The organism is Sphingobacterium sp. MYb382 (genome assembly GCF_037572665.1).
Taxonomy (GTDB): Bacteria; Bacteroidota; Bacteroidia; order Sphingobacteriales; family Sphingobacteriaceae; genus Sphingobacterium.
On sequence record NZ_JBBGZT010000012.1, the window covers coordinates 440,612 to 463,066 of the forward strand.

The following is a 22,455-nucleotide window of genomic DNA, read 5'->3' on the forward strand; positions in this document are numbered from 1 at the left end:
TTTTTCTAAGGTAAGCATTATTTTATAATAGCCTTCTCCTAGCCGATATCAACGTTCTGCTCTTAAAAATTAAGCACAATTCATGGCTCCATTTAAATGAAGCATGGGGCTTAAGTAAGGAATATCTAGATTTGCTCCACGCAATATAAACCAAATACCCATAAGCAGGTATAGAAAAGGTAAAAGCTTGGCAAATCCTTTTTTGAATACACCTCTAGGGAAATGAGAAAGCATCGCGAATATAAATAGTAAAGGCAGTGTCCCTAGCCCAAAAAGAAGCATGAAAGTAAAACTCCCCTGCAATGAATTGGCATTCATAGCGGAGGCTATAGCCATGTATACCATACCACAAGGCAAGATCCCATTTAGCGCTCCCGCAATAAAAGAACCACCAGGTCGATGCAGCCAACGGCCCATCACCTTAACAAATGGTTGAATCAGCTTGTTCTGAAAGGAAATAAGGTGATTATTTCGTTTTCCAAAAAGATAAAATAGCCCTATTGCAAATAGAATAATCCCTATAAAAAGACTAAAATATTGTTGCCACCCTTGCACCATGGCGATATTTCCAAAGATGCCAAAAAACAAGCCTAATGAGCCGTAGACAAGTATACGTCCACTTTGATATAATAACTTATTCCCTAAACTTAACCATGAAAAAGCACCTTGCCCGTTTACGGCGATCAATAAAGGACCACACATTACGGCACAATGGATGCTTCCGAATAAGCCCATAAAAAAAGCAAGGTACTGATAGCTCATGCTTATAGAAAAATACGATGCGAAGAAAGGTAAGACTTCTGGTTATTGGACCAAGCTACATCTAAATTCCAGCTTCCTTTCACGAAAGTAGAAAGAGGCAACTGAAAGGTCTCTCCTTTAGTCGCAAATGGTAATGAAATATCTAAAGACGCATCTGATGGTCTTTTAAATAACAACTTTCCTTGATTATCAGACTTTGTAAAATGAACATACAAGGTGTCATTGCTAACCTTTATAATCGGTGTGGCCTTATCCACTTCAAGATTACTTTTGCGTGCATATACTTCATCGTATGTCAAACTCTTCTCGTAGTAATCCTCATCCTCCAAAGAATCGGTATCGCGACTGATCATGTAAATACAGGATGCCACAATAAAGATGATGAATGCAGCTAAACTAATAACAATTTTTACTCCCCAATTCATATAGTTTATTTTAATCCAGTAGGTCCAATAAATGTTGTTTTCACCGTCTCTATAATATGTCCCTCTGAGGTAATATTTATCTTTATATTTTGTTTATACTGTTCAATTTTATTTTTGTCCTTCATAAGGAAGAAGCTTAATGTAGCAGATTTATCCTTATGTAGCAAATCAATTGTATTGACCAGCTGTATCGTAAATGCAGGATCAACACTTTGTAAGGTAAAAGGCATTTCCCTTCCCGATTTATTCATCAGTTCTATTGTGTAGAGATTACTAACCTTTCCATTATCTAATAGTTGGTAAGTACTTCCTTTTGCACGTAACAAACGACCATCTATTTCTGATCGACTAAAAATCATGGTGATAAAAACACCAATCAGTGCCAGCAAAACAAAAGAATAAGCTATTGCTCGGGTATTACTTTTCTTAAAACCTTCCGTTTTCTCAATTTCACCCATCGGGTAAAAACCAATTAAGCGTTTCGGTTTATTAATTTTTTCCATTACGGCATCGCAAGCATCAATACAAGCGGTACAGCTTACACATTCCATCTGCAGTCCGTTGCGGATATCAATTCCTGTAGGACATACATGCACACAAAGGTTACAATCTATACAGTCGCCTTTAACGCCTTCTTCTTCTTTTTTCAATTTACCTCTCGGCTCTCCACGATTGCTGTCATATGCTACCGTGATACTGTTATCATCCAACAAGACACCTTGCAAGCGACCATAGGGACAGATGGTTGTACATACAATTTCGCGCACATGCGCAAAGACACCGTAAAATACACCAGCAAAAATTAAAATAGATATAAAGCCTCCCAGATGCGCTTCAACAGGATCTGTCATAATCTGATACAGGGCTTCTACCCCAATCACATAAGACAAGAAAAGATTCGATATGATAAAAGCTATAAGAAAGAATACCGCGTGTTTAAATAGCTTTTTCCAAGCACGGGCATCGGTATTTGGACCTTCATTCAGCTTTCGCTGCTGTGTCCAATCCCCCTCAATCCAATATTCAATACGCCGAAAAACTAACTCCATAAAAATGGTCTGAGGGCAGGTCCACCCGCACCATATCCGTCCATACACTACGGTGAACAGTACCACACAGACCATTACAATCAACATTCCAAATACTGCAATATATAAGTCTTGCGGATAGAATAAATTTCCGAAGATGGAAAATTTCCGTTCAATAATATTGAATAGCAAGAAGGGATTTCCTTTTATACGGATAAAAGGAGCAATAAAAAAGAACAGCAGTAAGCTATACCCTACCCATTGACGATAGTTATACATTTGGCCACCGGGCTTTTTAGCATAAATCCACTCTCTTTTCGTCTGCTTCTTACCTAGGTCTCCCGGATGCTTACTTACTGCCGTTCCCATATTTTTTTATTCTCTTCTACTAAATTAAATTACAAGGTTTCTGCTGCGGCAGGTTCTTCATCAGCTCCCGCAGATTCATAAACGACCTCAGACCCTTGTGGTTCTTTCGCATTTGCTGGCTTTGTACCACGCAATGTTATGATATAGTTTGCCACTTCTGCAATTTGCCCTGGAGACAATGTTTGCTCCCATGGCACCATTCCTTTATCAGGCACACCATATTTAATTACGGTAAATACGTCCTTGATTTCACCACCATGCAACCAGTATTGATCCGTTAAGTTAGGACCGATACCACCTTCACCGTTATTACCGTGACATACGACACAGTTAGCTACGAAGATGGATTTCCCTTCCCCTATTAATGAAGCATCAATTTTCACGGAGTTTTCATCAATTAAGTTGGCTGCTTGCGCTAAGTATGCTTTCTTAGCAACTTCTGCACGGGCGATTTCTTGCACATACTCTTGATCTTGGTTTAGCCCCCATCCGAAGACGTGGTACACTAATAAGTAGACAACCGCAAACGCCACCGTTGAATAAAATAAAGCGTTAAACCAAACAGGAATAGGATTGTTCAATTCCTTAATCCCATCATAGGCATGGTCAATTTCTATATCTTTTTCTTCTTCAATCGGACGTAGACTTAGCAACTTGTTCCAAATGGCAGTCCAATCTCTTTTTTTCTTGACAGCTTTAGCTTGCTCAGCGGCTACTTCTGGCATTGTCAACTTTATAATAGCTTTGAATGAGTTGTTGACAACGAGTGCCGTCGCCAACAAAGCAACCATAACTACTATTAATACAAGCACCAGCACATCGCTATATAAGTTCCCTGAGCCCAGTGTCCATTCGGAAACTTGCGCAGTAGTATCGGCCGTTAATAATAAATGTATCATATCAATTTCTATTCAGCTTGTTGTTCATTTTGTTTTTCCGCATCCTGAAAAGGTATATCTTTCATGTGAGCGATATAATCTTTCTTCATCCAAAACAGCATGCAAGCTACTAGGACAAAGAACACGAGGAAAATCCACAGGGAGATGATTAAATACACTTCATCGCCGTTCAAATTTGTTAATTGCTTAAACATAGTCGTTTATTTATTTTGTCCATCAGCAGCAGGTTTTGCTTCTGCTTTAATATCAGTTCCCAAACGTTGTAAGTAGGCAATCATCGCAATGATTTCACGATCAGCAGCAATATTCACTTGGTTTGCTGCCAAATCTTTATTAATTCCTTCAGCTTGTGCTGCCAAATCTGTCAAAGCGTTATCTATTTCTGCTTGCGTATAAGGGACGCCCAATGTGCGCATACCTTTCAACTTCGCTACCAAAATACTGTTATCAAGCTTCTGATCAATCAACCATGGATACGCCGGCATAATACTACCTGGTGAAGTGATGGTTGGATCTAGCAAGTGGTCGAAGTGCCATTTATTTGGATACTTACCACCTATACGATGTAAATCTGGTCCTGTACGTTTTGACCCCCATAAGAAAGGACGGTCGTACACATATTCACCGGCTTTACTATACTCGCCATAACGGGCCGTTTCTGAACGGAACGGACGTACGGTTTGCGTATGACAGCTTACACATCCTTCACGGATATATAAATCACGACCTTGTAGTTCAAGCGCTGTATATGGTTTAACAGATGCTATTTTAGGAACATTATCACTTACGGTGAAAGTTGGAATCATCTCAACAATACCACCTATTAAGATTGCGATTAGCGCGAGCACCATAAATAATAGAGGTTTACGTTCTAATCGACGGTGTTTCGTAGGTTCACTCTTAACAACAGGCTCTAAAGCTGGAGCTTCCGCTGCTTCATTGGCCAATAGCGTTCCGGCTTTCATGGTTTTAATCAAGTTGTAGGTCATGATAATAACCCCAGATAGATATAGAGCACCACCGAAAGCACGCATCATGTGCATAGGAAGAATCTCTAGCGTCGTCGCCAAGAAGTTAGGATATTTTAAAATCCCCTCTGGTGTAAACTCTTTCCACATCAAACCTTGCACTACAGCAGCCCAATACATCGGAATTGCGTAGAACAAAATACCTAGCGTACCAATCCAGAAGTGGGTGTTAGCTAATTTCTTAGAGAATAATGGTGTTTTATATATTTTCGGAATAATGTAATACAATACCGCGAACGTCATAAACCCGTTCCAAGCCAAAGCAGCTACGTGTACGTGAGCAGGAATCCAGTCGGTAAAGTGGGCAATTGCATTCACTTGCTTTAAGGACAACATCGGTCCTTCGAAAGTTGCCATACCGTAACCTGTCAAAGCGACAAGCATCAGTTTTAGCACAGGCTCTGTACGCACTTTATCCCAAGCACCGCGCAGGGTCAGTAAGCCGTTCACCATACCACCCCAACTTGGAGCAATCAACATAATAGAGAATACTACACCTAATGATTGTACCCATGAAGGCAAGGATGTATATAATAAATGGTGTGGACCAGCCCAGATATAGATAAAGATTAAAGACCAAAAGTGTAGAATACTCAATTTATAGGAGTACACAGGACGATTTGCCATTTTTGGCAAGAAGTAATACATCATCCCTAAGAAAGGTGTCGTTAGGAAGAATGCTACAGCATTATGACCATACCACCATTGCACAAGAGCATCTTGCACACCAGCATATACATAAATACCTTTCCATAAACTTACAGGAAGTTGAATTGAGTTAACAATATGCAATACTGCTACGGTTACGAAAGTTGCAATGTAGAACCATACCGCCACATACATATGACGTTCACGACGACTAATAATTGTACCAAACATATTGATACCAAAAACGACCCAAATAATGGTAATCGCAATATCAATAGGCCATTCAAGTTCGGCATACTCGTGTGAGGTTGTTATTCCTAATGGCAAGGTTATTGCAGCGGAAACAATGATAAGCTGCCAGCCCCAAAAATGAATCTTACTCAATAGGTCACTAAACATACGTGCTTTCAATACACGCTGTAAAGAGTAGTAGACCCCCATAAAAATGGCATTTCCGACAAATGCGAAAATCACCGCATTGGTATGTAGTGGACGAATCCGACCAAATGTGGTGTACTGGGTCATGAAGTTCATTTCGGGCCAAATAAGCTGAACGGCAATCAATAGCCCTACAGACATGCCAACCAAACCCCAAACAATTGTGGCAAGAGCGAAATTGCGCACAATCTTGTTGTCGTAATTAAATTGTTCTAATTGCATACTATATATTGTTGATTATAAAGTAAAAATACCCATTCCAATATGACACTCTAATGATATAGACTTTTAAAAAAAATGAAATAAGTCACATTTCTAAATAAACTGGCTTAAATAGGCTTATAAGCGGATTAATTGGTCATGAACTCGCTAGGTAACACTAAAAATTATTACCAAAAATTCATTCCTTTCTGGTCTATATGCTAAAACCTGATGCGCAATCATGACAAGGCCATGACATAAGCAACATTCATACAACAAAAAGAAAAAAAATTAGTTTTAAGTTTAAACAAAAAAAAAGAGCCATTATAATAATGGCTCTTTTACATTGATGCAAAAAGATTACTTACAGTAGGTTTTGCTCGTTTATATTTTGAAACTTATCGGCGGATTGCGCGTAGCGCTTGTAACCGTGTTTGTTAGGATTTTCAATCACTTGTTTTACAGATAGGAGTTTGTATACATAGGCTCCTGTCTCTTGGTTTAATTTTAAACCGTAATAATTATTGACGCCTTGACGACGAATAGAAGCTTTCAAACTTCCTCCTCCGACGTTGTATGCTGCTGCAACAAGGGTCCAGTCGTTAAAGTCATCATAAAGACTCTTTAAATAACGTGCTGCAGCATGCGTAGATTTTATTAAATCTTTGCGCTCATCGATACCACCATTCACCTTCAATCCGTATAGTCTCGCTGTGGTAGGCATAAACTGCCAATATCCACCTGCTCCTTTGGAAGAAGTCACACCAGGTTCCATATCGCTTTCGATTAGAGGTATGTATTTAAAATCTTCAGGAATCCCATAAGACTTCAAAATAGAAGCAATCCGTGGTAGATGCTTTTCCGCTTTTTTATGCAGATCATAAGATTGCTGCTTGCGGAATGAGAACCTTGCCAAGTACTTCTCAAACTTTGACCCTACTGATGGGTTCTCTAGTGGGACACTTTCGTTGGCAAATGTTATTGAGCTGTAATAAACAGCTTTTAATTTCTCCGGAGAATAAGCTATTATTTTCCTTTTTTGGTCCAATTGTGCTAATAGGACTTTCTTTACAGGATCATTTCCAGCTCCCGGTTTTGCGGTAGAGTATAGTTGCGAGGCGATCATTGCCGACAAAACTATACTACAGCATAGTACTTTTTTTCTATTCATTCAATCCCTTACTGCTACCTATCCACGAGGCGACTTTTAGCGCATTCTTAAAAGCCCAAATCGATCAAAAATAGCTTGGTACATTTTTCAGGGTCCAAACATACAAACTATTTATTTAAGAAACAAATAGTTAGCGTTTGCAGGCTTTAAAGGCAGATGAGCGCAACGAAAAGTAGCGTTATAACGACATAATCACCCTTTCTTCATTCTTTTCACCAAACTCAATAAAAAATCGTACCTTTGTATCTTAATTTCGAAAAATTATGCCATTCAATAATAAAAGGAACAGTCGTGATGACAACTCCAAAAAAAGTAGAAGCAACTCAGAAAGCTTCAACCCTAGAGGCGGCTCTAGCCGTTCAAATTCATCATCGTCAAGTGACAGAAAACCATTTGGTAAAAGCAGCGGTGATGGTTCTCGTTTTAACAAATCAGATAACAAATCATTCGGCAGAGGAGACAGAGAAGATAATAGAGGCGGCGACCGTCCATTTAGAAAATTTGATTCTTCCGACAGAAAGCCGTTCAATCGTGGAGACCGCGATGATAATAGAGGTGGTGATCGTCCATTTAAAAAATTCGATTCTTCCGACAGAAAGCCGTTCAACCGTGGTGACCGCGATGACAACAGAGGAGGTGACCGTCCATTCAAAAAATTTGATGCTTCGGACAGAAAACCTTTCAACCGTGGTGACCGTGATGACAACAGAGGAGGCGACCGTCCATTCAAAAAATTTGATGCTTCGGACAGAAAGCCTTTCAACCGTGGCAGTCGTGATGATAACAGAGGTGGCGACCGTCCGTTCAAAAAATTCGAACCTTCCGATAGAAAACCTTTCGGTCGTGGAGATAGAGATGACAACAGAGGTGGCGACCGTCCATTCAAAAAATTCGATTCTTCTGACAGAAAACCTTTCGGTCGTGGAGATAGAGATGATAACAGAGGTGGCGACCGTCCATTCAAAAAATTCGATTCTTCCGACAGAAAACCTTTCGGCCGTGGAGATCGTAACACACGTTCCAACAATTTTGACGACAACAACCAGCAGGAAGAAGGAAGACGCTTTGGTAACCGCAGAAAGGTGGCTACAGCAGAACCTAAAGATGACGGGTTAATTCGTTTAAACCGTTACATTTCTAATTCAGGAATTTGTTCCCGTAGAAAAGCGGATGAACTTATTGAATCAGGTGTTGTTACAGTGAATGGCGTAGCAGTAAGTGAGTTGGGTACTAAAGTAGATCCAGCAAAAGACGAAATTAAATATAACGGAGAGCGTTTGAAACGTGAGAAAATGGTTTATGTTTTATTAAATAAACCTAAAGATTATATCACGACTACAGATGATCCTCAAGAACGTAGAACAGTAATGCACTTAGTAGCAAAAGCTACTAAAGAACGCATTTACCCAGTAGGACGTTTAGATAGAAATACAACAGGTTTATTATTGCTTACAAACGATGGTAACCTAGCGGAGAAATTATCGCACCCACGCAATAACATTAGTAAACTTTACAATGTTGAGTTAAACAAAAACTTAACTCAAGGAGATTTCAACAAAATTGAATTCGGAATTGAGTTGGAAGATGGTTTAATTAAACCAGATGATTTAAGTTATGTACAAGGAGGAAGTAAACGAGAAATTGGTATTCAAATCCACTCTGGTAAAAACCGCGTTGTACGTCGTATCTTCGAATCTTTAGGTTATGAGGTTGTAAAACTTGACCGTGTTGTTTATGCTAGTCTAACGAAAAAAGACTTACCTCGTGGTAGATGGCGCTACTTGGATGAACGCGAATTGGTTCAAATCAAAGGATTAATAAAATAAGGGAAAGGTGCTTGCAAAAGCACCTTTTTTCTTGCTATAAGTTTTCGTATTTTTGATAAAATTTTACGTTATGACAGATCCAAAGACGCTTACTTCGGTAGCGGAATTTCACAAAACATTTCAACATCCTATCCTTGAAGAGCCAACAATTCCTTCTGAAGCGCGTTGTAAACTTCGTGTATCTTTAATCGCCGAAGAACTTAACGAGTTGCAAGAGGCTATTGATAACAAAGATTTGGTAGAAATCGCTGATGCTTTATGTGATATTCAATACGTTCTTTCGGGTGCTGTATTGGAATTTGGTTTGAAAGATAAATTCAATGCATTATTCGAAGAGGTACAACGTTCGAATATGAGCAAAGCATGTAAAGATGAAGAAGAGGCTAAAGCTACACAAGCACACTATTTAGCTAAAGGTGTTACTTCTTACTACAAAGAGGTTGATGGTTTATTCTTAGTTTTCCGTGAGGACGATAACAAAACTTTAAAATCAATCAACTACTCTCCTGCTGATTTAAAGTCAATACTTGCTTAAGAAATATTTACGACATAAAAAAAGCTGTTCATGAGAACAGCTTTTTTTATGCTTTTTACTTTATAGCGTCTGTGAAGCAACATACTGGCTTCCTTGTCTGACACCTCTACTTTCAAGTCCTTTATCGATATGCGACTGAATCTTAGACTTTGGAAAGCCCCAGTTTGGTGCAATCAGCAGTTCTTTATCGGCAATACCAAAGATACGTTGGATAACAATATCCGGACGCAACAAAGGTATAAAACGACTTAAAAATTCTGTGTATTCATCAATAGTGAACAGCTTGAATGGCTCTTTCTTGAACTTTACGCCCATGATGGAACCTTCTACAATATGGAGGTGGTGTAGTTTTACAAACTTTATACCGGGGTGTTTATTGATCTCATGTGCATAGGCTAACATCATCTCTTCGCTCTCCCATGGGAAACCAAAAATAGTGTGTACGCACAGGTCTAACTTCGTGCCTTCCAACATTTTCATCGCTGACTCGAACTCATCATGCGAACAGCCACGGTTTATACGCTCTAGGGTCTCATTATAGATGGATTCCATACCCATTTCTAGGTCTACATGCAAACGGTCGGTGTAGGACTCTAAAAGGGCTATCTTCTCAAAGTCTAAACAATCCGGACGTGTGCCTACCGAAAGACCTACTGTATTCTCAGGATCAATACTCAAGGCTTCGTCATACATCATCTTCAACAGATGTGTAGGTGCATAGGTATTGGTATTCGGCTGGAAATAGATAATAAACTTCTCTGCACCATAGGAATTACGTGCGCGCTCAATTCCGTTGAGTACTTGCTCACGCATAGATGGTATTTTGCGGGCTGTATCTGGCGTGAAGGAGTCTACATTGCAGAGATATTAGCTAACGGAGATACGCTTAAGCAATTATTAGCGAGATCAAGATATTTGCTATTTAAACACACTTCTCGGTGGTCTGAGAGCCAGAAGCACCGTGCAGAGCTTCTTTTCTTACATTTTCCAAGACTTAAGAAAGCGTATGATTTAGCGCTAGCATTGGGCGATATCTTTAATAAATGCAAGAGTAAAGAAGGTGCGTTAACCAAACTCGCGCTATGGCATCATCAAGCCGAGAATGCAGGGATAGAATCTTTTGAAAGTGTAGCAAGGTCTATTGCTGCACATCACCCAAATATCCTTCATTACTTTGATAATAGGAGTACAAATGCTGCCGCGGAGTCTTTTAATGCTAAGCTGAAAGCTTTCAGAGCAATATTCAGAGGTGTTAGAGACACGAAGTTCTTCTTATACCGCGTAATGAAATTGTATGCTTAAAAAAAGATGCCCCCCAAGAATTCCGTATGATCCGTTCTCATCGACTGCCAAACCCCGTAAACCAAAAAAGAGCTTTAACTTTCGTTAAAACTCTTTTTTTGTCGGGGTGGCAGGATTCGAACCTACGACCTCCTCGTCCCAAACGAGGCGCGATACCGGGCTACGCTACACCCCGATTAAGTATCACCTTTCTTCTTGTGTGGCACAAATATAAGGGCAATATTACTACTATGCAAGAGGGAAATAAAAATAATTTGTTAAAACACTGATAACATGCACAATAATTTTTAACACAATTATTTTTTCCGATTATACACGTAGATTTTCCGATTCTGACATTGACAAAAGCAAGAATAAGCCTATATTTGAATATTATTTTTAATCAATCTAAATAAGAATAAAATATTATCTCTTCTCAATACGTTGTCGCAGGGCTTGCCCTGCGGCATTTTTTATTATTACCCCAACGTGTTTTTAATCCGTCGTATAAGCCTTAGCTTTGTATACGCGTGTAGCGCATTAAAGATTGGATGCTATGAAAAAGGATATAGAAAATCTTACAGACATTAAATTGCTGGTCGACACCTTCTACGGGACCGTTCAAAAAGATGATTTAATAGGAGCAATTTTCAACGAGCAGATTCAAAATCGTTGGGAAGAACATTTAGCGAAGATGTATACCTTTTGGCAAACGATACTTTTGGATGAATACACCTATCAAGGAAGGCCTTTCCCACCCCATGCACGCTTACCCATCCAACAAGATCATTTCGACCGCTGGCTAGCGCTATTCGATAAAACAGTGAATGATCTATTTGCAGGTCCTATTGCCGAGGAGGCAAAAGCAAGAGGCCGCAAGATGGCGGCACTCTTTATGGTTAAGCTCGATAATTTAAGGCAATCGCCTTTTAAACCCTTAATGTAATTGTTCAGCCTGCTGATCGACTAAATACAACAAAGAAGCGATAGCCGCTACGCCCGATTGCAATTCACGACGGTCTACAGCTTCAAACACATCTTTTGCCGTGTGGTGAATATCAAAATAACGGTGCGGATCAGGACGGAAGTTAAACATTACCGTATTCGGAAAGTGAGCACCCCAAATACCAGAGTCTACGCCAGGGCTACCTTGCAAGAAACGTGATACCCAAAAGCGTTCCTCAAATAAAGGCTTCCACTGTTTCTGAATCCACTGTACTTTTTCTGCCGAAGCCTTGATATCAAATCCGCGTGGCGCAAATCCGCCAGCATCACTTTCGATAGCCGCAATAATTTTTTCATTCTTCGCTAACGCCACTTCACCATACTTCATGGATCCATTAACACCATTCTCTTCATTCATATAGAAAACCAAACGAATAGTATGTTTCGGTTTATAGCCCAATTTCATCAATGTACGTATAGCATCCAGTGTGCCCATAGTACCCGTACCATTATCGTGAGCCCCTTCACCAACATCCCAAGAGTCAATATGGCCACCAATGGTGATAATCTCGTCTGGCTTCTCTGTACCGCGCCATTCCGCAATAACGTTGTGGCTATTCACCATACCTTTCCAAGCCGAGTTGTTACGCAAAAACACCTTTGCCTTCGGATTTGCTTTTAAAGCCTCAGACAAACGCGTAGCGCTCAAGGCCGAAATTGCCAAAGCCGGAATGCTATCAATACCGTTTACATAGCGTGTACCACCCGTATGCGGATAATCATCCTGACTAGAAGACGATAAAGAGCGGAACAAATAAGCCACACCACCTAACTTCGCTACTTCCGCCGGACCACGACTACGCTGCCCGCTATTAAGTCCGTAAGCAGCTCCCGTTTCTACCAATGACTCATCCCACGTTTTGTTGACAAATACAATTTTGCCACGCACCGCATCGCCATATTTCTTAAGGTCACTCAATAGTTCCACTTCGATCACTTCGGCAGTAATGCCTTTAGACCCCGTGCCTACCGATCCTCCCAAAGCCAGTATATTTAAAGCTTGTTTCTTTGCACCGACCACATAAGCCTCCTCAGGCTTACCACGGTCCCAATACGGAAGCTGTACATCTTGCAGGTATACCTTATCGAAAGGCAATTTCTCCATTAATGATTTCGACCATACCACGGCATCTTCCGCTTTCTGAGATCCCGCTATACGGTGCCCAATCGTTTTAGTTAAATAGTGCAAGTTATCATAGGCTTCGCCATGATAAAAAGACTGTGTATAAATTTTGTCCAACATCGTGGCATCATTGTCCTGCGCCTGAACGGCTTGAGAAAATAAAGCTCCTAGGATAAAGGTTGAGAATAAGGTTTTCATTAAATTCTGTGTTTACAATTTAAACTTAAGTATTATTTTTGGAAAATGGCAAGAGAACTACCCCGACCGGCAAAAGAAGTTGACTTACATGCAGATGCATTTATTCAACAGATGGATGAATATGAAGTAGAAGAACTTCTTGGGGAATCTATTGACTTGCTACGCGCTTCGCTCGATGCCGCAATCTACTGGGATTATACCGAAATACGCTTTATCCACGGTAAAGGAAAAGGCCTATTGCGCAAAGCCGTTTACGAAGAGTTGGCCTACTACAAGCAGGCAGGAGCTATTGCCAACTATCACCCCTCCTATCGTAATGAAGATATCGTGGTCGTCCATATCGGACTATAAACCGGCATTCAGATTTCCTATTTCCTGCTGCACAACAGCCAGGAACATCGCTATTCCATGATGCTTAAGCTTTGGATTCCACAGCAGAGATAAAGTGGTGCGCTGGGGAATCATCGTTAAATCAATAAAATTCACCTTTGTGGTATACCCCTTTTGCAAGGAAGAAGGAACAATAGCTACCCCAAAACCTTGTTCCACCATATTAAAGATAGTCAATGCATTAACCGTGCGCAAGGCTACTTTCGGCTGAAAACCAGCATCTTTAAAAATGCTCATCACCAAGTCAAAGTAAGCATGGCTATAATCTTTGGAAAACAGAATAAAAGGCTCATCCTTCAGCGCCAGCAAAGAACGGAAATTATCGGGTTGTATGGCATAAGAAGGTGGAACAACCAAAGAAAAGGCTTCCTTCAAAACAGGAATACCCGTCAACCCTTTCGGAATATCATCAACCCGTACAAAACCAAAATCTAGCTCCTCTTTAACGAGCTTCGCAATTTGTGCTTCATTCGACAGTTCTTGTAAGTCAATATCAACCCGCGGATAGTCATGCTTCAACGTAATTAATAGTTGGGCAAGAATAGACTGCACCGCCGAGCCAATAAAGCCGAGGCGTAGCGTGGTCGCATTGGGGTCGGCAATAGTCTTTAACTCACGCTCAATTCCCGCCAAGCGCTCAAACAAAGCATCCGTTTCCCGTTTTAGGTACAGCCCTGCTTCCGTCAAGCGTACGAAACGCTTCCCCCTATCAAATAACAACACCTGATAAATCTCCTCCATTTGCTTAATCTGCCGTGTCAAACCCGGCTGAGAGATAAACAAGCGTTCGGCAGCCTTTCTAAAGTGCAACTCCTCTGCCAAAACCTGAAAATAGTATAAATGACGAAGCTCTACTTGATAACTCATAGTTATTAATAATTGACAATATTGATATTTATAATCATTAAATATAAGGGCTAAATTTGAGATAGAAGAATTTTAGCATGAAGAATAATTTCAACTATGGCGTTGACCAGCTGAGCTGTTCGACGGCTTTACAACTAAGTCAAGGCCTCCTTAAAGGAGCGCTTTCCGACTTTACTAAGACACAAATCAATAAAAGTGCAGGCTATGTGCAACAGATAGTGGCAACCGAAAAAACGGTATACGGGATTAATACCGGTTTTGGTCCTTTATGTACCACATTGATTAGTCCAGCAGATACACGAAAGCTACAAGAGAATATATTAAAAAGCCATGCTGTGGGTGTCGGAGAACCTATAGACCCGGTATTGTCCAAGTTAATGCTTGTCTTAAAAGTACATGCCTTAGCCAAAGGTTTCTCAGGTATACAGCTACAAACTGTAGAACGAATTCTGTGGCATATAGAGCAGGATATTATCCCAGTAGTACCTAAGCAAGGATCCGTAGGTGCTTCTGGAGATTTAGCGCCCTTATCCCACCTTTTCCTTCCCTTAATTGGCTTAGGAAAAGTATGGTATAAAGGCGAAATAGTAGAGACATCTACCCTCTTTGCTCGTTTAGGCGTGAGCCCAATACATCTTGGCGCTAAAGAAGGATTGGCCTTAATAAACGGCACCCAGTTTATGGCTGCCCATGCGGTAAAAGCGGTGGTCGATATGCAGAACCTATTGACCAACGCCGATTTGGTAGCAGCACTCATGCTGGAAGGGCTTAACGGTTCCATTAAACCATTTCTAGCCGAATTGCATGAACTACGCCCCTACAAGGGTAACCAGTTTGTGGCAAGCACCATCCACAACCTACTACAAGGGTCGGCTATCCTTACCGCACATAAAAACTGCTCGCGCGTGCAAGATCCTTACTCCCTGCGTTGCATCCCTCAGATTCACGGAGCCTCCCGCAATGCGTGGCTACACCTCCGAGAAACGATAGAAATAGAGATTAATGCCGTTACCGACAACCCTATTATTATCAACGAGGAGCTCACCATAAGCGGAGGTAGCTTCCATGGTCAGCCTATTGCCCTTCCCATCGACTATGCTACACTAGCGGTATCCGAAATGGGTAACGTATCCGACAGACGCGTTTACCTATCCCTGGAAGGCGACACACCAAATGTTCCCAAGCTACTACTCAAAGAAACAGGCTTAAACTCCGGTTTTATGATTCTACAATATACCACCGCAGCCCTAGCTAGTGAGAACAAAGGTTTATGCTTTCCGTCGAGCGCCGATAGCATACCGACCTCTTTGGGGCAAGAAGACCATGTTAGTATGGGCTCCATAGGCAGTAGAAAACTACTTCAAGTCATAGACAACGTCAGTAGGATTTTGAGTATTGAACTCATCTGTGCAGCCCAAGCTTTTGATTTCCATAGACCGCTACAATCTACCCCTATTATTGAGGCTGTACACCAAGAGATACGCAACGTAATCCCACATATCACCGAAGATCAGCCCATGGAAGCTATACTATTGGCAGCCCATGAGATTATCCAATCGGGAAAGCTAGTGCAAACAGCAGAAGCTACAGCCCAAGCACATGAACTAGCCCTTTATGGCAAACATGTTGAACATTTTAACGTATACTAACCATGGAAAGAAAACTTATAGGTCCTTTTTCGCAATTGCTCGCTATGCCTGATATTCCGCTTAGAGGGCCCATTGCCGATAGCCAATTGCAGGTTATCGAGCAAGCAGGCTTATACCTTGAAGATCAACATATCAGAGCCATAGGAAATTATACCGCATTAAAAGAGCAAGCGCCTGCCGAAACGGAATTTATCCATCCGCCTGCCGACAGTGTGGTTATCCCTGCTTTTGTAGATTGCCATACACATATCGCTTTTGCCGGAAATAGAGCGGCCGACTTTGCACTGCGTAATGCTGGAGCCAGCTACCTAACGATTGCGGCAGCAGGAGGCGGTATATGGAGCACGGTGCAGCCTACACGTTCGGCCACGCTAGAAACCTTAGTGGAGCTGATTGTCAAACGTGCCAATTTTTTAACAGCTCAAGGAATAACAACAATCGAGGTAAAAAGTGGCTATGGCCTAACGGCCGATGAAGAGCTGAAAATATTGAAAGCTATTCGTGAAGCACAGAAGCAACTGGCCGTGACGCTTATTCCTACCTGCCTAGCGGCACACATGAAGCCTAAAGATTTTACAGGAACGAAACCTGAATATTTACAATACATTGCCGACAACGTCTTTCCCGTCTTAAAAGGAGAAGGACTGTCCAACCGCATCGATGCCTTTATTGAGGAGAGCGCCTTTTCGGCGGATGAAATAAAACCATACTTCCAGCAGGCACAAGCCATGGGCTTCGATATCACCGTTCATGCCGACCAGTTCACCACGGCCGGAAGTGCCGTTGCTGTGGCTTTTAATGCGAAGAGTGCCGACCACCTAGAAGCGTCTACTGAGCAGGAGATAGCCCTGCTGGCCGCTTCCGATACGGTAGCCGTTGCACTACCCGGCGCTTCCCTAGGCTTGGGCTGTGCCTACACGCCAGCTAGGAAACTCCTTGATCAAGGGGCTATACTTGCTATTGCTTCCGATTGGAATCCCGGATCAGCACCAATGGGCCAGCTATTGCTGCAAGCCTCCGTATTGGCGGCTCATCAAAAACTGAGTAATGCGGAGCTCTTTGCGGCCATCACCTTCCGCGCCGCACATGCCTTAAACTTAGCCGACCGCGGTCGATTAATCCCCGGAGAATTGGCAGATTTCACAATTTACAATACCACAAACTACCAAAATATAAGTTACCTGCAAGGTAGCCTACAGCCTATTCAGGTTTGGAAAAGTGGTAAACTAATCTATACGAAAGGAGCACAAATATGACGTTTCAAGAATCAATAGTTCAAGGTATACCAAGCACTTTACCCCCAAAAGCAGTATGGGATAATGAAGTAAGTCATGCTCCAAAACGTAGCGATAGCCTAACGGCGGCAGAAAAAAAACTAGCCCTGCAAAATGCATTGCGCTATTTTCCGGCCGAGTGGCATGCTGAACTGGCGGAAGAGTTTTTACAAGAACTTCTTACCTACGGCAGGATATACATGTACCGATTTCGACCAAGCTATGCTATGCATGCGCGCCCCATTTCGGACTATCCTGCCAAGTCTACCCAAGCGGCAGCCATTATGCTGATGATACAAAACAACCTCGACCCTGCCGTAGCGCAACATCCGCAAGAGCTGATTACCTATGGTGGTAATGGTGCTGTATTCCAAAACTGGGCACAATACCTACTTACAATGCGCTATTTGGCAACCATGACAGACGAACAAACATTACATAGTTATAGCGGTCACCCAATGGGTTTATTTCCTTCCTCAAAAGAGGCTCCGCGTGTGGTTGTAACCAATGGTATGGTAATTCCAAACTACTCGCAGCCACAAGACTGGGAGCGTTTTAATGCTTTAGGCGTAAGCCAATATGGTCAAATGACGGCCGGATCGTATATGTATATCGGGCCGCAAGGTATCGTCCATGGTACCACCATTACGGTGATGAATGCTTTTCGCAAGCAACTAGGCCCTACAGAAACTATAGCTGGAAAAGTATTCGTTACTTCAGGACTAGGCGGTATGAGCGGTGCTCAACCAAAAGCGGGCAACATCAGCCACTGCATCACCGTCTGTGCCGAAGTAAACCCTGTAGCAGCCCACAAGCGCCATCAGCAAGGTTGGGTAGATGAGCTTTATGCAGAGATGCCCCTGCTGATTAAACGGCTCCGCGAAGCGATGGCGCACAAGGAGGTGGTTTCCATCGCCTATCTAGGCAATATCGTCGAGCTATGGGAAGCCCTTTATGAGGCCGATATATTGGTGACAGTAGGTTCCGACCAAACGTCACTCCACAACCCTTGGGCAGGCGGTTATTATCCTGTAGGCATGACTTTCGAGGAAGCAAACCTAGTCATGGCCCAAGAGCCGGAAAAATTTAAGAAAGCCGTAAAAAATTCTTTAGTACGCCAGGTGGAAGCTATCAATAAGCATGTTGCACGGGGAACCTACTTTTTTGACTATGGCAATGCCTTCCTCTTGGAGAGTAGTCGCGCCGGTGCGGATGTGATGGCGACAGATGGTATAAACTTTAAATACCCATCCTATGTGCAAGATATCCTAGGTCCTTTATGCTTTGACTACGGCTTTGGTCCCTTCCGCTGGGTATGCACCTCTGCCGACCCTGCAGACCTTCAACAGACAGACCGCATCGCGCAACACATCTTAGAAGAACTTCAAGCGACCGCTTATCCAGAGATTCAGCAACAACTAGCCGATAATATACAATGGATAAAACAAGCCGAAGCAAACCATTTAGTGGTCGGTTCGCAAGCACGTATTCTATATGCCGATGCTATCGGGCGTATCCGTATTGCCAAAGCTTTTAATGAAGCTATACGTCATAAAAAAATAAGTGCTCCTATTGTATTGGGACGTGACCATCACGATGTGAGCGGTACAGACTCGCCCTATAGGGAAACAAGTAACATCTACGATGGTAGCAAGTTTACGGCCGACATGGCTATCCATAATGTCATTGGCGATAGCTTCCGCGGAGCGACTTGGGTATCTATCCATAATGGTGGCGGCGTAGGCTGGGGAGAAGTTATCAACGGCGGCTTTGGTCTTGTGCTCGATGGTTCCGATGAAGCTAATCGTAAACTAGAAAATATGCTCTTCTATGATGTCAATAATGGTATCGCTCGTCGTGCTTGGGCACGCAACAAAGAGGCTAAACAGGCGCTCGCTTTGGAAATGCAACGTAGCCCCGCGCTACATGTGACATGGGCAGAAGAAGTAGACCCTACAATTTTGAATAAACTTTTTGAGTAAGATGATAAAGCTAGATACAACCTACTACCGACCTCCAGCAGCTGAAGACTGGCAAGGGCGTCGGGATGGCCATACGGAAGAACACTTACGCTGGCATCAACATATACAACTTGTAGACTTAACGCAGGATGCTACCCCATTCAAAGGGGCCTTTGTTGTACTAGGCTTCGCTTGTGATGAAGGAGTGCGCCGCAACATGGGGCGTGTGGGTGCTATGCAAGGACCTAAATCCATACGCAAAGCGCTCGCTAATATGCCTATTTTTCGTAGCAACAGCTTTTCTTTGTTTGATGCCGGAAATATCATTTGCCCGAATGAAAACCTCGATGCCGCACAAGCGACCTTGGGTAAAGCGATACAGCGGGTGCGCAAAAAAGGTGGTTTCCCTATTGTCCTTGGTGGTGGTCATGAAGTTACCTATGGGCATTACCTCGGTTTTCAGGATGATGGAAGTAAGAAGCTCGGCATCATAAACTTCGACGCCCACTTTGACTGTCGTGCGCCACAGCATCACGAAGCTAGCTCGGGCACCGGATTTTTCCAGATTGCAGAAGCCGAATCCGCTAAAGAAAAAAGACTGCATTATTTGCCTATAGGTATTCAACGCATCAGTAATACACAAGCACTTTTTGATTATATCCAAACGCAAGGAGTGACATCGATTGAGGGGGCCGATTTTCACACTGCCAACCAGCAACAGATTAGCGAAACAATAACTCGTTTTCTCGCAGAAATAGACCAGCTGTACCTAACGATAGATTTGGATGTCTTTGCCGCAGCCTTTGCACCCGGAGTTAGTGCCGTGGCTTTCAATGGTATATTTCCCGATGCTTTCTTTTGGCAGGTTTTTCGAGAACTTGTGCAGTCGCCTAAATTAAAGAGCCTAGATATTTCGGAGTTAAATCCGCTTTACGATATAGATATGCACACCGCAAAATTAGCGGCAAATTTAATATTTGAGCTTGTCGCAAAAAAAATGTTGGATCCTAATTAAAGGATCCAACATTTTTAGGTGTTATACATTACAGTGCTGGTGTAATGGTTATTTTTCTAAATTCTATACCAGTATGATCGCCTTGCAAATAGATAGGTCCTGGCTCGCCTTCTTTACTGTTTAGGGCTCCACCTGTAATACCAGGAATCTCTTGCTGACTGATAATCGTTTTGCCATTGGCTACAATCGTTACCAAGCGACCGCGAAGCGTGATTTCATAGGTATTCCATGTGTTAGGGCCTAAGGCCACCATTTCATTAGGTGCCAAGAATCCGTACACAGCCCCAAAATATAAAGAACCTGGATGTCTATCTTTCGGTGAGTCTTCAATCTGCACCTCGTAGCGACCACGTAGGTAGATACCCGAGTTGCCTCCTTCTGTATAGCGGAACTCTGCCGTTAATTTAAAATCTTCAAACTGCTGCTCCGAAATCAAATTCGCTCCTGCTTTGGCATTCGTTAGGATGCCTTCTTTTACCGACCATTGGTTATCTTCCGAAGAAGCTTTCCATCCGGTTAAATCTTTACCATTAAATAGCTCAATAGGTGTGCCCCATTTGGCTTCGCCTGTGCGCACTAAGTAAGGAGCTTTAACACCTACAAAGTTGAACACATTGCCTTTATTGCTTGTGATAGTTCCTTTTAACGTTTCGCCTTGCAGCTCTCCTTCAATCGTGAATACTCCGTCGCCTCCTTCCCACTGTGGTGGAATCTGGAACGAGAATTTACCGTCTTTAAGCTGAATATGTGACACTGGACGATTGCTCCCTGCATCGGCCACGAAAGCACCAACAAGCGTATTGAATCCTGAAAGCTTTACTTCTAGCCATGAAGGCACTTCTTTACCCTCTTTGTCAACGGTTAGATCCCAGCGTCCAAGCAAGCCTTTGGCTTCTTCAGGAATCGTTTGTGTAGCGGCATTATGGATTTCTTCTTTTTGCTTCTCCGTTTTTGTTTCAGTACAGGATAGCGCCAAGCTTGCTAAAGCACATAGCATGGTTCCCATGCTTAGGTATCTTTTTAACATATCTTTATGAGGTTAGATTTATAAACTACTAAACTACAAAAATTATTCTCCTTTTCATCGGAATTACATACAAATCAAGGGTTTTCAAAGCTAAATGCAAGGCATATTTTTCTTGGCTAGGATTTTGTGTTACGATTCACGTTACTGGCTAAAATGACAGTTCTAGCCTATATAAACAAATAAATATCGACGATTAACTATAAAATTCTTACTTTGTTGTATATTAAAAATTAACATGAAATACCGTCAAATAAATAACAACTCTATCAATCAGGTAATGTTGATTATCACCATCCTCCTTATCAGTGTGTTGGTGTTCAAAAATCTATTGTATTACCTACCCGGATTTTTAGGAGCTATTACTTTATACATTCTCTTTCGACAATCGTACACCAAGTTTACCACCATCCGCGGATGGAATAAACCATTGACCAGTATACTCTACATCTTGCTATCCATCGTCTTTATTGTCCTTCCTGTTTGGGCATTGATCGACTACATGGTTCCGCAGATAAATGAATTTTTAAGCAATAGAGATCTTATTGTCGAAAAATTTAACACCTTGAAGGTGTACCTATCGGACAAGCCTTTCTTAAAAGATATTGACATGTCGGATGCAGCCTTACTCTCCTTTTTACAGAGTCTAGCGCGCTTTATCCCGAATATCCTAAACTCTGTCGTGGAGGTAGTTATTAATATCGTGGTGACATTCTTTGTCCTCTACTTTATGCAGGTGCATTCCAAACGTATGGAAACGGTTATTTATAATGCAGTACCTTTCAGCCATACCAGCAAAAAAGAAATTTGGGATGAGATAAACTTGATGGTACGCTCCAATGCTATTGGTATTCCCATCTTAGGCTTTATCCAAGGGGTGGTTGCCATGATTGGTTATTGGATTTTTGGCGTCGACAATTATGTGATGCTTGGTATATTAACGGGAGTATCTTCTATCGTACCTATATTAGGAACCATGACCATCTATGTGCCCATCTGTGTGATGAGCTTCGCCACTGGCGATACTTACCATGCTATTGCACTGACGCTTTACTGTTTCTTCCTGGTAGGTGGTATTGATAATATCTTGCGTTTCTCCATCCTCAAAAGCATTGGTGATGTGCCGCCAATGATTACCGTATTTGGGGTATTACTAGGATTAAATATGTTCGGAATGCTAGGCTTAATATTTGGTCCTTTGATTCTTTCCTCCATTGGTGTACTCATAAAAGTGTATGGCAATGAATATGGTCGACGAAAATCAACACCCGAGGCCATCATCGCAGAGGAACTACCTCCAACGCCAACGAGCGAAGTCCAAGAATAAAAAAAACGTCC

The 22,455-nt window shown here is 42.1% G+C and carries 20 protein-coding genes, 1 tRNA gene and 1 pseudogene; 10 read left to right on the forward strand and 12 right to left on the reverse strand.

Annotated elements, in window-relative coordinates; genetic code table 11:
* Positions 1-69 precede the first annotated feature (69 nt).
* The 7 genes from WH223_RS07015 to WH223_RS07045 form a co-directional block, all read right to left on the reverse strand.
* Entirely contained in the window at positions 70-762 is a 693-nt protein-coding gene (locus WH223_RS07015) for a sulfite exporter TauE/SafE family protein (protein ID WP_340046832.1), read from the reverse strand.
* A 2-nt stretch (positions 763-764) separates the two neighbouring features.
* The gene (locus tag WH223_RS07020; protein WP_340046833.1) at positions 765-1,187 is read right to left on the reverse strand and encodes a FixH family protein; all 423 of its coding nucleotides are present in this window, start codon (positions 1,185-1,187) and stop codon (positions 765-767) included.
* A 5-nt stretch (positions 1,188-1,192) separates the two neighbouring features.
* Positions 1,193-2,584, reverse strand: coding sequence for a cytochrome c oxidase accessory protein CcoG (ccoG, locus tag WH223_RS07025; RefSeq protein WP_340046834.1), 1,392 nt, complete (start codon positions 2,582-2,584; stop codon positions 1,193-1,195).
* A gap of 29 nt (positions 2,585-2,613) precedes the next feature.
* Positions 2,614-3,483: a cbb3-type cytochrome c oxidase N-terminal domain-containing protein gene (locus WH223_RS07030; RefSeq protein ID WP_340046835.1), complete on the reverse strand. Its 870-nt coding sequence runs from the start codon at positions 3,481-3,483 to the stop codon at positions 2,614-2,616.
* Positions 3,484-3,491: 8 nt separating this feature from the next.
* Positions 3,492-3,677: a hypothetical protein gene (locus tag WH223_RS07035; protein WP_340046837.1), complete on the reverse strand. Its 186-nt coding sequence runs from the start codon at positions 3,675-3,677 to the stop codon at positions 3,492-3,494.
* Positions 3,678-3,683: 6 nt separating this feature from the next.
* Entirely contained in the window at positions 3,684-5,819 is a 2,136-nt protein-coding gene (gene ccoN, locus WH223_RS07040; protein WP_340046838.1) for a cytochrome-c oxidase, cbb3-type subunit I, read from the reverse strand.
* A gap of 343 nt (positions 5,820-6,162) precedes the next feature.
* Positions 6,163-6,924, reverse strand: a complete 762-nt coding sequence (locus WH223_RS07045) for a lytic transglycosylase domain-containing protein (protein ID WP_340046839.1) — start codon at positions 6,922-6,924, stop codon at positions 6,163-6,165.
* Between the two features lie 308 nt (positions 6,925-7,232).
* On the opposite strand from WH223_RS07045, the gene WH223_RS07050 reads away from it, so the two are divergent.
* Together WH223_RS07050 and WH223_RS07055 are read left to right on the forward strand one after the other, a co-directional pair.
* Positions 7,233-8,795, forward strand: a complete 1,563-nt coding sequence (locus WH223_RS07050; RefSeq protein ID WP_340046840.1) for a pseudouridine synthase — start codon at positions 7,233-7,235, stop codon at positions 8,793-8,795.
* A 70-nt stretch (positions 8,796-8,865) separates the two neighbouring features.
* Positions 8,866-9,330 (forward strand): nucleoside triphosphate pyrophosphohydrolase family protein, encoded by a 465-nt coding sequence (locus WH223_RS07055; protein ID WP_340046841.1) that lies wholly within the window; start codon positions 8,866-8,868, stop codon positions 9,328-9,330.
* Positions 9,331-9,390: 60 nt separating this feature from the next.
* On the opposite strand, the pseudogene WH223_RS07060 reads toward WH223_RS07055, so the two are convergent.
* Positions 9,391-10,191 (reverse strand): annotated as a pseudogene (locus tag WH223_RS07060) (TIGR01212 family radical SAM protein); the annotation flags it as partial.
* Between WH223_RS07060 and WH223_RS07065 the strand changes: the two are divergent.
* Positions 10,132-10,632, forward strand: a complete 501-nt coding sequence (locus WH223_RS07065) for a transposase (protein ID WP_340046842.1) — start codon at positions 10,132-10,134, stop codon at positions 10,630-10,632. The pseudogene WH223_RS07060 and the gene WH223_RS07065 sit on opposite strands and share 60 nt — an antisense overlap.
* Positions 10,633-10,733: 101 nt before the next feature.
* On the opposite strand, the gene WH223_RS07070 is transcribed toward WH223_RS07065, so the two are convergent.
* A tRNA-Pro gene (locus WH223_RS07070) sits at positions 10,734-10,807 on the reverse strand.
* A gap of 360 nt (positions 10,808-11,167) precedes the next feature.
* Here WH223_RS07070 and WH223_RS07075 point away from each other — a divergent pair.
* The gene (locus tag WH223_RS07075; protein WP_340046843.1) at positions 11,168-11,557 is read left to right on the forward strand and encodes a group III truncated hemoglobin; all 390 of its coding nucleotides are present in this window, start codon (positions 11,168-11,170) and stop codon (positions 11,555-11,557) included.
* Here the strand turns inward: WH223_RS07075 and WH223_RS07080 are convergent.
* Complete coding sequence (locus WH223_RS07080; protein ID WP_340046844.1) at positions 11,549-12,937, reverse strand: M20/M25/M40 family metallo-hydrolase; 1,389 nt, start codon at positions 12,935-12,937, stop codon at positions 11,549-11,551. The two genes, WH223_RS07075 and WH223_RS07080, sit on opposite strands and share 9 nt — an antisense overlap.
* 45 nt (positions 12,938-12,982) lie before the next feature.
* On the opposite strand from WH223_RS07080, the gene WH223_RS07085 reads away from it, so the two are divergent.
* Positions 12,983-13,288 (forward strand): Smr/MutS family protein, encoded by a 306-nt coding sequence (locus tag WH223_RS07085; protein WP_340046845.1) that lies wholly within the window; start codon positions 12,983-12,985, stop codon positions 13,286-13,288.
* Here the strand turns inward: WH223_RS07085 and WH223_RS07090 are convergent.
* Entirely contained in the window at positions 13,283-14,194 is a 912-nt protein-coding gene (locus tag WH223_RS07090) for a LysR family transcriptional regulator (RefSeq protein ID WP_340046846.1), read from the reverse strand. The genes WH223_RS07085 and WH223_RS07090 overlap by 6 nt on opposite strands.
* A 77-nt stretch (positions 14,195-14,271) precedes the next feature.
* On the opposite strand from WH223_RS07090, the gene hutH reads away from it, so the two are divergent.
* The 4 genes from hutH to hutG are packed head-to-tail and all read left to right on the forward strand — an operon-like array spanning position 14,272 to position 20,093.
* Complete coding sequence (gene hutH / locus WH223_RS07095; protein WP_340046847.1) at positions 14,272-15,843, forward strand: histidine ammonia-lyase; 1,572 nt, start codon at positions 14,272-14,274, stop codon at positions 15,841-15,843.
* A 2-nt stretch (positions 15,844-15,845) separates the two neighbouring features.
* A complete protein-coding gene (hutI, locus tag WH223_RS07100; protein ID WP_340046849.1) occupies positions 15,846-17,099 on the forward strand; it encodes an imidazolonepropionase in 1,254 nt (417 codons plus the stop codon).
* Complete coding sequence (locus WH223_RS07105) at positions 17,096-19,099, forward strand: urocanate hydratase (RefSeq protein WP_340046850.1); 2,004 nt, start codon at positions 17,096-17,098, stop codon at positions 19,097-19,099. Before hutI ends, WH223_RS07105 begins: the two co-directional genes overlap by 4 nt.
* A gap of 1 nt (position 19,100) precedes the next feature.
* Positions 19,101-20,093, forward strand: coding sequence for a formimidoylglutamase (hutG, locus tag WH223_RS07110; RefSeq protein WP_340046851.1), 993 nt, complete (start codon positions 19,101-19,103; stop codon positions 20,091-20,093).
* Positions 20,094-20,121: 28 nt separating this feature from the next.
* On the opposite strand, the gene WH223_RS07115 is transcribed toward hutG, so the two are convergent.
* On the reverse strand, positions 20,122-21,120 hold the full coding sequence (locus tag WH223_RS07115; RefSeq protein WP_340046852.1) for a 3-keto-disaccharide hydrolase: 999 nt from the start codon (positions 21,118-21,120) through the stop codon (positions 20,122-20,124).
* Between the two features lie 235 nt (positions 21,121-21,355).
* On the opposite strand from WH223_RS07115, the gene WH223_RS07120 reads away from it, so the two are divergent.
* Positions 21,356-22,444, forward strand: coding sequence for an AI-2E family transporter (locus WH223_RS07120; protein WP_340046853.1), 1,089 nt, complete (start codon positions 21,356-21,358; stop codon positions 22,442-22,444).
* The last annotated feature ends 11 nt before the right edge of the window (positions 22,445-22,455 follow it).